Annotated in this window: 7 protein-coding genes; 6 read left to right on the top strand and 1 reads right to left on the bottom strand. The window is 50.2% G+C overall.

Annotated elements, in window-relative coordinates:
• The first annotated feature begins 12 nt into the window (after positions 1 to 12).
• The 4 genes from L0Y31_RS07855 (at position 13) to L0Y31_RS07840 (ending at position 7,507) form a co-directional block, all read left to right on the top strand.
• Entirely contained in the window at positions 13 to 3,174 is a 3,162-nt protein-coding gene (locus L0Y31_RS07855) for a ligand-binding sensor domain-containing protein (protein ID WP_234736567.1), read from the top strand.
• Between the two features lie 155 nt (positions 3,175 to 3,329).
• Positions 3,330 to 3,806, top strand: a complete 477-nt coding sequence (locus tag L0Y31_RS07850; protein WP_234736566.1) for a MarR family winged helix-turn-helix transcriptional regulator — start codon at positions 3,330 to 3,332, stop codon at positions 3,804 to 3,806.
• 21 nt (positions 3,807 to 3,827) lie between these two features.
• Positions 3,828 to 6,278 carry a 3-hydroxyacyl-CoA dehydrogenase/enoyl-CoA hydratase family protein gene (locus tag L0Y31_RS07845; RefSeq protein ID WP_234736565.1) on the top strand — a complete coding sequence of 817 codons (2,451 nt, stop codon included), beginning with the start codon at positions 3,828 to 3,830 and terminating at the stop codon, positions 6,276 to 6,278.
• 53 nt (positions 6,279 to 6,331) lie between these two features.
• Entirely contained in the window at positions 6,332 to 7,507 is a 1,176-nt protein-coding gene (locus L0Y31_RS07840; RefSeq protein WP_234736564.1) for an acetyl-CoA C-acyltransferase, read from the top strand.
• Between the two features lie 34 nt (positions 7,508 to 7,541).
• Here L0Y31_RS07840 and L0Y31_RS07835 read toward each other — a convergent pair whose 3' ends face one another.
• Positions 7,542 to 9,632, bottom strand: a complete 2,091-nt coding sequence (locus L0Y31_RS07835) for a LysM peptidoglycan-binding domain-containing protein (RefSeq protein ID WP_234736563.1) — start codon at positions 9,630 to 9,632, stop codon at positions 7,542 to 7,544.
• Between the two features lie 378 nt (positions 9,633 to 10,010).
• Between L0Y31_RS07835 and L0Y31_RS07830 the strand changes: the two genes are divergently transcribed.
• Positions 10,011 to 11,810, top strand: a complete 1,800-nt coding sequence (locus L0Y31_RS07830) for an acyl-CoA dehydrogenase family protein (RefSeq protein ID WP_234736562.1) — start codon at positions 10,011 to 10,013, stop codon at positions 11,808 to 11,810.
• Between the two features lie 257 nt (positions 11,811 to 12,067).
• Positions 12,068 to 17,482: an alpha-2-macroglobulin family protein gene (locus L0Y31_RS07825; RefSeq protein WP_234736561.1), complete on the top strand. Its 5,415-nt coding sequence runs from the start codon at positions 12,068 to 12,070 to the stop codon at positions 17,480 to 17,482.
• Position 17,483: the final 1 nt, after the last annotated feature.

Raw genomic sequence — 17,483 nt, 5'->3', positions numbered from 1 at the left:
ATTAAATAAATCATGAAACTATGCTGGAGATCAATTGGGCTCGCTTTACTGGCGATTTACTTGCTAACAGGCCCATTGATTTCTGCTTTTGCTCAACCCCGGTCATCGCAGGCTTTTCGCATTGATCACATTGGCGTCGATAACGGGCTGACCCAGGGTTCTGTCTACCACATGCTGCACGACAGTCGGGGCTTTCTCTGGCTGGGTACTCAGGACGGGCTTAATCGCTTCGACGGCCACCGTTTTCAGCATTACCGCCCGGCTCATAATGATACAACATCCATCACAGGAATCAACATTTTCGGAATTGTCGAAGATGGTGGCGGCAACCTTTGGCTGGGTACGGAAAATGGCCTTAATCGATACGACCGCGCTAGTAACCGCTTTTCCCACTTGCACGTATACGATAAAAATGGAAAAGCCATCAAAGAAAATGCACTGCCTTTTTACGCTGATGCCCGCGAACTGCTCTACCTCAGTGAACTGGATGGCCTGGTTTCTTATGATCTGAAAACCAAAAAGAAGCAGATCCTTCACCCGGATCTTAAGCCGCCCCACGAATACGACCAGCCAAACTCAACCATTCGAACGCCTTCCGGGATGGTTTGGCTTCATGCGCCCAAAGGAATAGTCTGCTACAACCAGCATACCAGGAAAGTACACCGCTACTTCAGCGATTATCCGAGCAATGAATTTGGGATTCCGCAAACTATATTCTCGTTTTACCCCGAACCCCTCCTGGATGTTGTCTGGCTTGGCACTACCGATGGACTGCTCCGATTCGAACCGTCAACCAAAAAACTGCAAAATATCGCTCCTCCCGGTCAAAAACCGCTGGGCACTATTTATTCCATCGAAGAAGATCAACAGGGACGGCTCTGGATTGGCACACAACGAACCGGCATCTGGCTTTACGACAAAAGTTCGGGCGCCTTTACGCAGCTGACGGATTTTACCAACATTCCAAAGCATCTTACGGATTACGAAATCAGTAAAGTATACGTTGATAAAGCAGGCATGGTCTGGGCCAATACCGACCCCGATGGATTAGCCCGGATTTTGCCGGAACATTACCGCTTCGATGGCATTTATAACCGCCAGCAAACGCAGCGCAACCAGACACAGGCCGTGCTGAGTAGCAACGTAATTCGAAGCTTTCTCGAAACGTCTTCTAAAGAAATCTGGATCGCCACCGAGCGGGGAATTGATGTTCTAGATCGGGTGAATAACCAAATCACCAAGCGTTATTTGACCCAAATTCAGGGTGGGAACCTTCCCTCTCGCAATCTCATCAAATCGCTCCACAAAGATCCAACGGGACGCATCTGGGTTGGAACGGTTGGAGGCGTCTTTGCTTTTAACCCAAACACGGAGCAGTTTGACAAGATTTGGCTTCCCGATAAGCATGATAGCCAGGTCATGGAAAACTTCGTGCGTGGGCTGGTCACGGTCGATGCAAACACCTTGATGGCGGCCACCGAAGACGGCATGTTCCAGCTTAATATTCCAGAGAGAAAGCTGACCCAAGTTGCGGCTTTAAAAGAAAAAAATATTTTTAGCCTTTACCGCGACAGCAAGGGCCGGCTTTGGGTGGGCACGTACCTGTCTGGTTTCTTCTGCTTTGAAAAACCTCCGCTAGAGGGTACTACCCAGCGGGCTCTGAAGGGCCTTGAAGGCTTTTCTATCCTGCATTTTTACGAAGATAAAATCCGTCAGATCTTATGGATGGCTACGGACAAAGGCTTGGCCGGACTAAACCTAAAGACGGGTAAAATACAGCTTTTTGGCGAGCAAAATGGCTTAGCCAATGAGTTTATCTACGCCGTCATTCCCGATCATACGCAAAAATTATGGGTTAGTACCAACCGTGGTCTGGCCCGTTTTGACCCCCAGACGCTTGCTTTTAAAAACTTCGATTTGTCGGATGGTTTGCAGGGCTATGAGTTTAACGGCAACGCTTATTGCCGAACAACCGATGGTGAATTGTTTTTTGGTGGCGTCAACGGGTTTAATCGTTTTTATCCCGAGCATTTCCGAAATAGCCCGTATTTACCAAGCGTTTATGTCTATAAATTGCTCGTTAATGAGGAGCCATACCGCCTGGATCAGTACGTCGGAGAAGCCAGTCAGATTGAATTACCCTACAACCGCAATACAATTGCACTTGAGTATGCCGCTCTGGATTTTTATAGCAGTGGCAATAACAATTATCAATACAAGCTCGAGCCTTACGACAAAAATTGGGTTAAGGCGGGTTCTGACACCTACGTTCGGTACGCCAACCTTCCACCGGGGACGTATACCTTTCAGGTGCGGGCTGCAAATAAAGATGGGCAGTGGAGCAAAAAAACACACCAACTCCACATTACCATCAAGCCTCCTTTCTGGCAAACCATCTGGTTTATTAGTTTAGTTTCTTTTTTTCTGGGCGCTATTGGATACGTCTGGTTGCGCCGGCGCGAAAACCGCATTCGTTGGCAACAGCAGCAGAAAGTCCGACTGGCCGTTGAATTACAGGAACAGATTAAAAAGAACCTTTCCCGGGATCTGCACGACGAAATTGGTACCCGTCTGGCTACGTTGAAGCTTTACATTAGCCGAATTGCTACCGATTCTCCTACGAATCCGCACCGCTCCGGTTCGCTCGGCGATCAAGCGAGGCAACTGATCAGCGAAATCATCACCGATGTTCGCAGCCTGCTCCGCGAGCTTAGTCCCCGAACCCTGGAACAGTATGGCTACGAAGCCGCCGTGGAAGAACTTTTATCCCGCATCGATGAGTCTACCCTGAAGATTCGTTTTTCAGCGGATAGCTTACCGGCCCGCCTCGACTCCGAAACGGAATTGATGCTGTACCGAATTACGCAGGAGTTATTGAACAATACCCTCAAGCACGCCAACGCCCAGCAGGTAAGGATTTTATTGCAGCTTAGAGGAGGAATACTCCACTTATTGTACGAAGATGACGGCGATGGTTTTGACTACGAAAAAGCCCGCCGTGGACTGGGCATTGGCAATATTGAATCGCGGGTGGCCCTAATCGGTGGGCACATCGAATGGCAAACGAGTTCCAAGGGAGGCACCCGCGCGGTTGTGGAATTAGCCTACCGCCCCCACGACCGACTCAATGCCCTCAAGCGGCTGGAACGCTCCCTGCGGCAGTTGACTTCTTGAGCTAAATTCCGGCCTAAACTACCCATTCTTCTTACTCTACTCCTACCTTTCCTATATTTTATCCTTTTTTCTTCAATAGTATGCTTGCATAATATCTCTCTATTTTGGTAGCTTTACAGTACCGTAGTTAAACGGAGAGCAGAGCGACACTAAATATGAAGAAGGAAAAAACCGTTGACTTTCACATTAAATGGGCATGGCATTCAATTTCCCGAATGTACAATGCCTATGCCGCTCGCTTCGGCATTACCATGTCCATTGGCTATGTTTTGCTAAATATTGACCTGGAACAAGGTACGCCAGCCACCAAAATCGGCCCGTTGCTGGGCATGGAGCCGCGCAGCCTGGTTCGGATGCTGAAAAATCTGGAAGAGCGCGGCCTCATTCGCCGGGAGGTCGATGGCAGCGACAAACGTTTTGTTCGGATTCTGCTGACCGAAGAAGGTAAAAAGAAACGGGAGATGGCCCGCGAAGGCGTCCTACTCTTTAATCAGGTTGTGCGGGAGCAAATTCCGCTGGATAAACTGGTGATATTCTTTGAGGTTATGAAAGATATTAACCGTCTGGTGGACGAAGAAAACGCGAAACTCAAAGCAAACGAAAGCGAAACGGAAGAACTAACCCTGGAGTAATTAAAGACCTCAATCCTACTTATGGAAGCTACCCTTTCAACATCGGCGGGCAATCGCCCCCAAACGAAAACCAGAAACCGCACGATCCGGCGCGTAGCCGTGTTAGGATCAGGAATTATGGGTTCACGCATTGCCTCCCACTTTGCCAACATCGGTGTCGAGGTCTTGCTGCTCGATATAGTGCCCAATGCCCTGACGGCGGCGGAAGAAGCCAAAGGCCTGACCCTGGAAAATCCGGCGGTTCGGAACCGGCTGGTCAACGAGGCTTTTCAGAATACGCTGAAAGCTTCTCCGGCGTCGCTGTATAGCCCTAAATTTGCGGAACGGGTCAAGCTGGGAAATTTTGACGATAACCTGAAAGAAATCGGTAGCTACGACTGGATTATCGAGGTCGTGGTTGAACGGCTGGACGTCAAACGCTCGCTGTACGAACGCGTTGAACAATTCCGTAAGCCGGGCACGCTGATTACTTCAAATACCTCGGGAATTCCGATGCACTTGCTCACAGAAGGTCGTTCGGAGGATTTCCGGCGGCATTTCTGCGGCACGCACTTTTTCAACCCTCCGCGCTACCTGCGCCTCCTGGAGATTATTCCCGGGCCCGATACCGATCCTGTCATCATTGACTTTTTGATGAAATACGGCGATTTGTATCTGGGAAAAACGACAGTGCTTTGCAAGGATACGCCTGCTTTCATCGCAAACCGTTTGGGGATTCAGGCGCTGGTTCAAACCATTCGCATTGCCGAGAACCTGGGGCTTTCGGTGGAAGCCGTTGATAAACTGACTGGCCCCGTAATTGGGCGGCCCAAATCGGGAACCTTCCGGCTGTCGGATGTGGTTGGTCTGGACACGACGGTGAACGTAGCCAACAACCTGGCCAAACTGGACTACGACGAGTCGCACGAATCGTTTCAATTAACCACTTCCATGCAAAAGTTGATGGAAAACAAGTGGCTGGGCGATAAAACGGGGCAAGGGTATTACAAGAAAATTAAGGACGAAAAAGGCAAGTCGGTTATTCTGGCGCTGGACCTAAAAACTTACGAATATAAGCCTTCCGAAAAAGTCAAATTTGCTACGCTGGAAGGCACCAAAAGCATTGATAATCTGAAGAAACGGTTCCCGGTTTTGCTGGCGGGAAAAGACGAGGCGGGCGAATTTTACCGGCAAACCTTTGCCGATGAGTTCCGCTACGCGACGTACCGCATTCCCGAAATTTCCGACGAACTCTACCGCATTGATGCTGCTATAACGGCTGGCTTCGGCTGGCAATTGGGTCTGTTTGAGACCTGGGATGCTATCGGTCTTCAGAAGGGCATCGAACTGATCGAATCGCAGGGCCAGAAACCCGCCCCCTGGGTGTATGAAATGGCCACTGCCGGTTTTGACAGTTTTTATAAGACAGACGGTGGCGTACGGAAGTACTACGACATTCCAACCAAAAGCTACAAGGCGGTTCCGGGCACGGAGAACTTTATTCTGCTCGAAAATTTCTCCAACAACATTGTCTGGAAAAATGCGGGTTCAACCCTCTACGACCTTGGCGATGGCATTCTGAATCTGGCTTTCCATTCGAAAATGAACACGTTTGGCTCCGAAGTCATTGAAGGACTAAACAAAGGAATTGCGATTGCCGAAAAAGATTTTCAGGGGCTTGTCATTGGGAATGAGTCGAATGAGGCGTTCTCGGCGGGAGCCAATCTGGCCATGCTGTTTATGTTTGCCATTGAGCAGGAATACGACGAGATCAATCTCATGATCGCTCAGTTCCAGCAAACGATGATGCGGGCGCGTTACTCGGCGATTCCGGTTGTCGGGGCGCCGCACACGCTGGCGCTGGGTGGCGGCTGCGAGTTGAACCTGCACTGCGATACAACCGTGGCGCACGCCGAAACCTACATGGGTCTGGTTGAAGTAGGCGTCGGCTTGATTCCGGCGGGTGGCGGAACGAAAGAAATGGCCGCGCGCGCTTCGGACCTTTACCAAACCGGCGACCCAGAACTGAATATCCTGCAAAACATCTTCATGAACATCGCCACGGCCAAAGTTTCGACGTCGGCCCAGGAAGCCAAGGAGATGAATTATTTGCACCCTGACAGCCAGATCGTTCTGAACCGAAGCCGCCAGATTGCCGAAGCGAAACAGGCAGCGCTTACACTGGCTGAAAATGGCTATACGCAGCCCAAACAGCGAAAAGACATCAAGGTACAGGGGAAAACCGGCATTGCCTTGTTCAGAGCGGGAATTACAGCCATGCGCATGGGACGTTTCATTTCGGAGCATGATCAGAAAATTGCCGAAAAACTGGCTTACGTTATTTGCGGTGGCGATTTGAGTTCGCCACAAAACGTAACGGAACAGTACCTTCTGGATCTCGAACGCGAAGCTTTCCTGTCGCTAACGGGCGAGAAAAAAACGCTCGAACGCATTCAGAGTTTGTTACAAGGCGGTAAGCCACTGCGGAATTAAGTAAACTTTAGTCTCTACCTAAGTAGCACGGCTACTTACTAAAAATATTCACTATGAACGCATACATTGTAGCCGGATACCGCACCGCCGTTGGGAAAGCACCGCGCGGTGGGCTGCGCTTCACTCGCCCCGACGACATGGCGGCTGAAGTCATTAAACACCTGCTGGCGCAGGTTCCCCAGTTGGACCCCGTCCGCGTTGAAGACCTTATTGTCGGAAACGCGGTGCCGGAAGCCGAACAAGGCATGCAGATTGCGCGCTATATTGCCCTTTTGTCCTTGCCAAACAGCGTACCAGGCATGACAATCAACCGGTATTGCGGTTCGGGTCTGGAAGCCATTGCCATTGCTTCAGCAAAAATTCACGCCGGACTGGCGGATTGCATGATAGCGGGCGGCACTGAATCCATGTCGATGGTACCGGTTATGGGCTGGAAGACGGCTCTGAATTATGAAATTGCCAAAGCGCACCCCGACTACTACATTGGCATGGGTTTAACGGCGGAGCAGGTAGCCGAGCAGTTCAACATTAGCCGGGACGCACAGGATGAGTTTGCCTACGAATCGCACCAAAAAGCCCTAGCAGCCCAGGCAGCGGGCAAATTTGATGCTGAAATCGTACCGATTTCGGTGAAAGAAACGTATTTCGACGCCAACGCCGGCAAGAAAAAGAACCGGGAATGGAGCGTTAGCAAAGACGAAGGCCCGCGTGCCGATACGAATGCCGAGGCCTTAGCCCGATTAAAACCCGTTTTTGCGGCGGGGGGGTCTGTCACCGCCGGAAATTCATCGCAAACCTCCGACGGAGCCGCCTTTGTCATTGTAATGTCCGAGCGACTGGTCAACGAACTGGGACTTAAGCCCAAAGCCCGCCTAATGTCGTACGCGACCGCTGGGGTAGAGCCGCGCATCATGGGTATCGGTCCCGTCAATGCCATTCCACAAGCGCTGAAAATTGCTGGTTTGAAGCAGGACGATATTGATGTCATTGAGCTAAACGAAGCCTTTGCGGCACAGTCGCTGGCTGTGATTCAGGAGCTTGGTCTTGATCGTACCAAAGTTAATCCCAACGGAGGGGCCATCGCGCTTGGTCACGCGCTTGGCTCAACGGGAGCCAGGCTATCGGTGCAACTCATCAACGAAATGGAGCGGGAAAGCCAACGTTACGGACTCGTTACCGCCTGCGTGGGTGGTGGCCAGGGCGTTGCTGGGGTGTTTGAACGCTTATAATCGTACGAGCCCGTTGAACGACGGGCTCACTTTTTTACTGTTTCTGGTAGATAATGATCCGCTGGCCCACTTCAATGACGTTGTTCTGAATGGAATTCCATTTGGCCACCAAAGCCGGACTCACTTTATACCGCAGCCCAATTCGGTACAGGTTTTCCCCGGGCTGAACAATGTGAATTAGCGGCTCCTTGATCGCTTTTGGGGCTACTGGCGGCGCTACCGGTACGGGTTTGACGGCTGGCGCAGCTGCTGGTCTGGCGCTGGGTGTTGGCGTGGGCCTGGTAACTGGTGCAGTTGCTGGCTTGACACTGGGTGCTGGTTTTACGTTAGGAACTGCCTTTTTGGGCGTATTTACGGCAGGACGCGTTGTCGGAAAAGTACCCACCAGATTTGTTTTTTTCGATAGATCAATCATCAGCTGCTTACCTGCCTGAAGACGATCCTGCCACGTCAGGTTATTCCAGTCAAAAAGCTGCTGAACAGTAACGCCGTACCGGTTGGCAATCATCAAATACGTCTCACCACGCTCAATCGTATGAATTAATAAAGGTTGTTCAGGAGCCTTTTTGGGAGCCACGGCCTTCTTGGTGACGGTTACGGCAGCGGGCGGTGTACTACTGGCTGGCTTGATGGTTTTGGTCGCGTTGCTGCTGGCAACAAGAATAGAATCCAGGATGCGCGTAGCTCTGGATGTTACCGAAGTGCTGTCTATTTTTTGGGATACCGTTCTTGTGGTGTCTGGCTTGGGGGGAGCCTGAGCAAGCGTGGTTGTTTCTTCTTTTATAACGGGCTCCGGGGTTTGTACGGCAGGCAAACGATAATATTCAACGGGTTTGCTTCGCGGTCGTTTCTGCTGCAACCAGAGCACCCGCCCCGGTAGCAACCGCTCGGTAGGCCCAATCTCGTTGTTTTTAGCCAGAGCTTGCATTTGAATACCATACTGCTGCGAAACATCCCACAACGTCTGCCCTCGTCGGACCACATGGTAGGGCACTTTTCCGCGCTTATCTTTTTTCTCAATATAGAAAATATCGCCTGCGTAAAGGACCTGTTCCTCTTTTAAATCATTATACTTCTGGAAATTTTTTACCTTGATATCTGCCTTATAAGCCAGCGTGATCTTGTTGTCATATAGCTGAGCCTGAATGCCTTTCTTATTATTTATCTGGTAAAAAACCGGCTCGCGAAACCCCGTTGTTTTAGTAAGCTTACGTAGTACCGGAAAACCCATGTCCTGCCAGGCGGTTTGGTTTCCTTCTACAATCCCAGCCCGGCGCTTGACTTCGATGTATTGCTCCAGCGGCGTTGAAATAAAAACAGTATACTCTTTATCCGCCGGCACCCGGTCCGATTTGACCCAGCGATTCAGTAGCACGACATCGGCGGGCGTAACGCGAAAAAAATCAGCGAGTTGCGTGAGTGTTTTATTCTTTGTATCCGCGTAGGGATAAAGTACCAAAGGGCGCTGTGGCCGATATACCGGCAACGCCCGTTCCAGAACGAGTTTATGCGCTAGCAAGCGAATAAGCTGCTCATCCGTTGCTTCATTGAGGGCATAGGCGGTTGGACTATCGGCCTTAGGTACGGCGGTTGAATTGGTCGATTGGGTGGCCGGATGATTGTATAAGTGCAGTGCTTCGATCCAGTTATCGGTTTGCTGATGCAGGCTTTTTAAACGCTGGGTAGCGGTTTCCGTGGCTAGCAAAAGGTGCAATCGCTCATCGACAGTTGGCGTTACCTGCAAGCCCAGCGGATTGGCTTTCGTAATGCTCCATAAGCCAACGGATCGGTCCGCCGACGTGACCAGCGAACTATCTTCAAGCGCCAGATACTTAAAATCGTCAGGTATACCCGCCTGATTCAACATGGGTTCAATGATCGGGAAGTACATCACCATCTGCTCTACTTTGGTAGAAACCAGCGGACGATTGATGTACAGCATCTCGACTTCCTGCTGCAAAAACTGCCGATTAGTCTGCGAAATATAGATTGTTACGCCGGCAAACTCCACGCGCTCCCCTACCTGCGGAACGCCCTGGGCCTGACTGGATAAGCCGCTTCCACTCAGTAATAATGTACTTACCAGAGCAACGGCGTTTCTTATCAAAATCCAATCCTTAAGCATACTATAGCGTTTGTCCTTCCTTCCCTGCTTTTGCGCCAAGTTCCCCGGCTCTTTACGTATTAGACACAAAATCAACTTACTAGCTATGATGAACAATATAGGCTTGAAAGTTATCAATTACCCATAAGGCCCGAAAATATTTTTCCTTAGTATACCACTATGATCAGTCAGTAACATAGAGACTTGTATTCTCTTTTTCCACTCCAACTATCATGCCATCCTGAAAAAACCTAATAACGTAAATAAATCTTGAATTAAGTAAATTTTAGAAGCCGTATGCTTGCATACTATTATTGAAAAACCTATTTTTACACAACAGTAGTAGTATGCAAGCATACGAAAGAGAAAGCCAATTAAGCCATAAATAATCTAACCCATATGATAGCTACGGAGCCTAAAGCCTCACTCAAAGGTGGTGAATTTCTGATCAAAGAAACGGACGCTTCGCAGGTCTTTATTCCGGAAGAATTTACGGAAGAGCAGCAAATGATTGCCGCTACCTGCCGCGAATTTCTAGAGCGTGAAATCTGGCCACGATTAGAAGAAATCGATCATGCAAAGTCTCCCGAGTTGATTTCGTCGCTGATGGACAAAGCCGGCGAACTCGGTCTTCTGGGCACTTCGGTTCCGGAAGAATACGGCGGTTTTGGTATGAATTTCAATACGTCCATGCTGGTTACGGAAGTAACGGGCGCTGGACACTCGTTCTCGGTGGCCCTATCGGCGCATACCGGGATTGGAACTCTACCCATCGTTTATTACGGCAACGAAGAGCAAAAAGCGAAATACTTACCCAAGCTGGCAACGGGCGAATGGAAAGCAGCGTATTGCCTGACCGAACCCGATTCTGGCTCTGATGCCAACTCGGGCAAAACCCGGGCAACACTCTCGGAAGACGGCCAGCATTATATCATTAATGGGCAAAAAATGTGGATTACCAACGGTGGTTTTGCCGATGTATTCATCGTTTTTGCCAAAATAGATTCGGATAAAAATCTATCTGCTTTCATTATCGAGAAAGGCTTTGGCGGCATTACCATGAACGAGCCAGAGCATAAAATGGGCATCAAAGGATCTGACACCCGCCAGGTTTTCTTTAACGATTGCAAAGTACCCGTCGAAAACCTCTTATCCACGCCGGGAAATGGCTTTAAGATTGCCGTTAATATTCTGAATGTTGGACGGATCAAGCTGGGTGTTGCCGCCGCCGGTGGCGCCAAAGAAGTCATCACGCAGTCGGTTCAATACGCTAACGAACGCCGCCAGTTCGGAACGCCGATTGCGACTTTCGGAGCCATCAAACACAAGCTCGGCGAAATGGCCATCAAGGTGTTTACGGCCGAATCGGCAAGTTACCGCGCTGGTCAAAACATCGACGATCTGATTGAAGACCTGAAAGCAAAGGGCATGTCTGATGCTGACGCCAAACTCAAAGCGCTGGAACAATTCGCCATTGAGTGCGCCATCATGAAAGTACACGGCTCGGAAGCCCTTGATTATGTGGTGGATGAAGGTGTGCAGATCTATGGAGGGATGGGTTATTCGGCCGACGCCCCGATGGATCGCAACTACCGCGATGCCCGGATCAATCGGATTTTCGAAGGCACCAACGAAATCAACCGGATGCTGGTGGTGGATATGCTGCTGAAACGCGCCATGAAAGGGGAGCTTGACCTCATGGGGCCAGCAATGGCCGTGGCCAAAGAGATTATGTCGATTCCCGATTTTGGTGCCGACGAAGACGAAGGGTTGTTCGTAGCGGAGAAAAAGGTGCTGCGTAACCTGAAGAAAGCCGCCCTCATGGTAGCCGGTGCCGCCGTTCAGAAATTCATGATGAAGCTGTCGGAAGAGCAGGAGATTTTGATGAGCATTGCCGATATGGCCATCGAAATCTATGCCGCCGAATCGGCGCTATTACGCGTCGAAAAACTGATCAACACCAAAGGCGAACCGGCGGTCGAGCTTCAAAAAGATATAGCGATTGCTTACCTGCACGAAGCCGTCGAAAAAGTGAACATTGCCGGACGGGCAGCCATCACGTCTTTTGCCGAAGGCGACGAACTGCGCGTTATGCTGATGGGCTTGAAGCGCTTTACCAAGATTGAGCCGATTAACCTGAAAGTGATCCGCCGCCGCATTGCTGACGCTATGATCGCAGAAAACAAATATATTTTTTAAGCACTGAGCAAGAGCGAAATAAGTCCCACAAAAATTTCGCTCCCTAAAGACTAACTTCACAACTAAAGATCAAGTATGTATAAGCCAGCCGCGGATTCGTGGCTGGCTTTATCGTTTTCATGCCGTTGCGGCATTCTAGTGCATTGCTCTGGCTGACTATAGTTTCACGCCGTTTGCGAAAGAGCCTGTTTTTTGTTGCCTGCATTCGTATAATTTTCTGACCTTTCAGCGTTTTTCGACCGTATCCGCATTAACGCATGAAATCATTTCCCCACGTTCTTTATGCTCTGGGTCTGTTGCTATTGCTAACAACCTGCTCACATTTAAACTCTGTGCACGTTGTCGGGCGCAATTTTGAAGACGAAGTTTCGCAGACTCAAAATCTGGTTTTTACTTTCAATAAAGATCTGGTGTCCAAAGGCCGCATCGGTGTCTGGGACTCAACGCAATACATTCATTTCGAACCGGCTATTCGCGGAAAATTCAAATGGGTTGATGAGAATGAGCTCGTTTTTTCGCCCGCTACCTCCCTGCGCCCCGCCACGGATTACAAAGCCGCTTTAACCGACCAGCTTATTCACCAGCTTGAGGACAAGAAGCTTGATGTGTCGAGCGAAGCTATTGCGTTTCATACCCCCTACCTCCAATTGACCAACACAGAAATCTGGTGGACCCGAAGCGAGAGCGGCAAAGCCATTTCTAAAGCCAAATTAGCGTTTAATTATCCCGTCAACAGCGCTGAACTCGCTGGCTTACTGAAAATACAAACGGAGGGTGCTAAGGCACTAGCCACGCAAATAGACCAGACCGCCCAGGCAGAAACCATTCCGATTACGCTAACCGATGCGCCCGCTACCCGCAACGAGCAGCCACTAACTATTCGCCTCGAAAAAGGCTTGAAAGTGCCCAATACCGCCTTCGTTACCAAAGAGGCTTTTGAGCAAAGCGTGGCCTTGCCTTCCTCGGCCCGATTAGACGTGGTTGATATCAAAACCGGCTACGAAAACAACGAAGGAATCGTCCGAGTCGTCACCACGCAGGAACTGAAACCGGAAAAGCTAAATGACTATTACACCATTGAACCTGCCCTTGACGTGCGCGCCGAACTCACGGAAAATGGTTTTATCCTACGTGGCGCGTTCAACGAAACGGATACGTATGCTCTGACGCTCACCGACCAGATGCAGGGCGTTTTGGGCGCTCGTTTGGAAGAAGTAGTTAGCAAGGATTTGTTTTTCGGGAAAATACCCGCCGGAATCTCGTTTGCGAACAAACGCGCTCAGTACTTATCGTCAAAAGGTAACCGCAACATAGGTGTACGTATCACCAATGTACCCGAAGTAACCGTGAAGATTGCTAAAGTCTACGAAAACAACATTCTGGCTTACACGCGTTCGGGCCGCTACGAAGAATATGGCGAAGTGGGCGGCGAATGGAAACCAACTGGATTGTACACATATAACGACGATGAACAACAGGCTTACAGCGACATTGTAGTCGATAAAACAATAGAAACCAGCAATTTACCCAAAACAAAAGGCATCTCGGCCTTGAACGTGGCTCTTCCCGACCCTACGAATAATTTCCGGGGGGTGTATCTGGTCACCATCGGCTCAAAAGAGGAAATGTACATGCGGGCCACGAAACTGGTGTCTATCTCCGACATTGGCCTGATTGCGAAACAGGGAGCGGACGACGTCTGGATTTTTGCGAATTCTATCCGCACCGCCGAGCCTATTGCTGACCTTGAAGTAACCCTGGTGAGCAGCAATAACCAAGCTGTTGCGACCCTGAAAACCGACGGAAAAGGCGTCGCCCATTTCGAGAAACTGACCGAAAAAGCACCAGGTTTTAAAATAGCGCTGGTTACCGCCAAGAGGGAAGATGATTTTAACTACCTGTTACTGGAAGACACGCATGTGGAAACTTCCCGCTTCGAAGTAGACGGCAAAAGAGACAATCTAACCGGCTTCGATGCCTTCGTTTACGGCGACCGCGACATTTACCGCCCCGGCGAAACGATTCATTTTAACACCGTTATTCGTAAACCAGATTGGGAAAGCGTGGGTGAAATTCCGCTAAAAATCCGTGTGGTGGCGCCCAACGGCAAAGAATACCGCGTGCTTCGGAAGGCTACCAACGAACAGGGCGCGGTCAGTACAGACATTGCAATGGACGCGGCGGCGGTAACCGGAACCTATGTCCTGGAAGTGTATAACGCCAATGAGGTTTTGCTGGCTTCACGCAACATCAGCATTGAGGAGTTTATTCCAGACCGCATCAAGGTTGATACCAAAACCGAGCGCGATGCTTACCGCTCCGGTGAAACCATTACCATGACGGCCACCGCTACCAACCTTTTTGGGCCACCAGCGACCAACCGAACGTATGAAATGGACCTGCAACTGGCCCGGAAAGTCTTTGCGCCGAAACAATTCCCGGAATATACGTTCGCCATTCAGAACACAACTTCTTTTGAAAAACAGCTTCGGCAAGGCGTCACCAACGCCAACGGCCAGGCCATTGAGCGCTTTCCGATCTCGACGGCCTACCGCGATATTGGGGTGCTGGAAGGGAAATTGTTTGTCACGGTTTTTGATGAAAATAGCCGCCCGGTCAACCGGTTGAAGCAATTTGAGGTATTTACGCAGGAGACATTTTACGGCATTCGGCTGGCCGACCATTATGTGGGTACGAACGCTCCCTTACCGGTCGAAATCGTGGCGCTGGATCGGGCGGGGGCTTTACGCAGCAACGTTACCGCCCGCGCCGAAGTAGTGCGTTTTGATTACCAGACCGTTATTGAAAAACAGAATGGCCAGCTTCGCTATGTCTCGAAAAAACGCGAAAAGATAGTTTATGCCAATACCTTGACGCTCTCAACTGGGAAAGGTGAGTTTCGCTATGTGCCAACCGTGTCCGGTGAATACGAGGTTCGCGTTCGCCGCCCGGAAGCGGCGTCTTTTACGGCCATTCCTTTTTATGCTTATGGGTATGGATCGACTGAAAGTTCGTCCTTTGAGGTAAGCACGGAAGGACAGGTGCTGATGGAATTTGATAAACCGGAGTACCAAACTGGTGATAAAGCAAAAGTGCTTTTCAAAACGCCCTTCGCTGGCAAACTCCTGGTTACGTTGGAGCGCAACCGCATTCTGGAAACGCACGTCTTAGACACTGATAATAAATCTGCTGAGCTTACTTTTTCGCTGGGCAAAGAACACTTACCCAATGTTTACGTCACGGCAACGCTCATTCGTCCCCTTGATAATTCTAACCTCCCACTGACCGTTGCCCACGGCTTCGCTCCGATTAAGGTTACTGACTCGGCTACCAAAATACCGGTTGTTATAACTGCTCTCGCGCAATCGCGGTCCAAAACCAGCCAGCGCATTACCATCAAGACCGAACCCAATGCCGAGTTAACTGTTGCCGTGGTTGATGAGGGGATTTTGCAGATCAAAAACTTCCAGACGCCCGATATTCATGGTTACTTCTACCAAAAACGCGCTTTGGAAGTAAACAGCCACGACTTATACGCCTTTTTGTTTCCTGAACTCTCTTTGTCGGGAAGTTCGTCTTTTGGTGGTGATGGTTACAATTTGGGTAAACGCATTAATCCATTGAGTAATGGTCGGGTAAAGCTGGTGACATTCTGGAGCGGTCCGCTGAAAGCCAATAGTAGCGGTGAAGCGCAGTTTATCGTCGCCATTCCGCAGTTTTCCGGTGATTTGCGCGTGATGGCGGTTGCTTATAAAGGCAAAGCGTTTGGCTCATCGGCCACAAACATGAAAGTCGCCGATCCGCTGGTGATTAGCACCGGTGTACCGCGTTTTCTTAGTCCCACTGATTCGCTTAGCTTACCCGTCACCATTAGCAACACTACCAAAAATCCGGCTACTGTTACGGCCGCTCTGTCCGTTAAAGGTTCTCTTACAAGTAGTTCTTCCGCGCAAAAACTGACCATCCAGCCGGGCCAGGAAGCCAGAGCAACGTTTGCTTTGCGTGCCAAATCGGCAATTGGAACAGGCAGCATTACGGTTTCGGTGCGCGGTCTAAATGAAACGTTCAGCGAAACCACAGACCTTACCGTGCGTCCCGCCACTTCTTTGCTGAAAAAAGCGCAATCGGGTGTGCTGGCCGGTGGACAGTCGCAGGTTATTGATTTAACTCATGCCTTCCTGCCTGGCACGGCTCAGAGTAGTCTGGTTGTTAGCCGCTCCCCGATGGTTCAGTTAGGCAAGCCCCTGTCTGACTTACTAGGCTATCCCTACGGTTGTATTGAGCAAACAATCTCGAAAGCGTTTCCGCAGCTTCACTTTGCCGATGTGGTGAAAACCATTGGTAAATCAAGCACTTATTTTGTTAGCCGGGGCGAAAGTAACCTGAACCCAGCCTTTGCGGTACAGGAAGCCATCCGGCGCATTGAATCACTCCAGCTTTTTAGCGGCGGGTTTGGGATGTGGCCGGGTACCGCGAAAGAAGATCTTTGGGCAACCGCTTACGCCGTTCATTTCATGCGGGAAGCCAATCAGGCAGGGTTTGAGGTTAGTCCTAAAACTTTGAGTAAAGCGATTTCTTTCCTGGAATCGCAAACCAGCACGCCTGCCTTGGAAGACGTGGTTACATACGAAGAAACAGGCAACCGAATTGTTCGAAAAGCAGCCAGCCGCGCGGCTTTGTATGGCTTGTACGTTTTAGCGCTCAACGGGCAACCCAACCGTTCGGCCATGAACTATTACAAGAGCAATTCCAAGCTGCTTACTCCTGACAGCCGTTACGTACTGGCGTCGGCTTATTATCTAACGGGCGATAGCCGCAGTTACAACGCACTCCTTCCCAAACGCTATAGCGACGCCTCAACGGAGCGGCAGTCGGGCGGCAGTTACGCATCGCCCATCCGGAATCTGGCCTTGATTTTAAATACGTTGCTTGAAACGGACGCGGATAATTTACAGATTCCAGGGCTGGCTCGCCAACTGTCGCAAGCGCTAAATGCCTCATCGTACCTGAATACGCAGGAATCGGTTTTCGCTACTTTGGCTTTGGGCAAGATTGCTAAAAAAGCCGCAACCTCAACAGCTACGGCTACCCTTTCCGCAGGAGGCAAAGTAATTGGGCAGTTTACCGGTCCAAACCTAAAGCTTACCAACGGAATTGCGAATCAGAAAGTAAGTATCGCCGCAAAAGGTACCGGTAGCCTATATTGGTTTGCGCAAACAGAAGGCTTGAGTGCAACCAATACGTATACGGAAGAAGACGCCGGACTGCGGGTGCGGCGGCAGTTTCTGGATCGTGACGGCAATCCGATGACTTCTTTCAAGCAAAATGATCTGGTTGTTGTACGGCTCACATTAGCCAGCGAAAACGGCCTTCCGGTCCAGAATGTGGTACTAACTGACGTGCTGCCTGCCAGCTTTGAAATCGAAAATCCGCGCCTGACCGAGCCGCGCGAAATGCCCTGGATAAAGGAAACAACCAAACCTGATCATTTTGACGTCCGCGACGACCGGATTCACTTTTTTACGAATGTCCACAACAAGGAACAGACTTTCTATTACCTCGTTCGGGTCGTCTCGAAAGGCTCGTTTACACTTGGACCAGTTTCGGCTGATGCGATGTACGACGGCAGCCTGCGCAGTTATTCGGGTGGAGGAAAGATTCGGGTGCATTAAA

The organism is Tellurirhabdus bombi (assembly GCF_021484805.1).
GTDB classification, from domain to species: domain Bacteria; phylum Bacteroidota; class Bacteroidia; order Cytophagales; family Spirosomataceae; genus Tellurirhabdus; species Tellurirhabdus bombi.
Note: the sequence above shows the minus strand (reverse complement) of the source record. Positions and strands in the feature narration are given on the sequence as shown.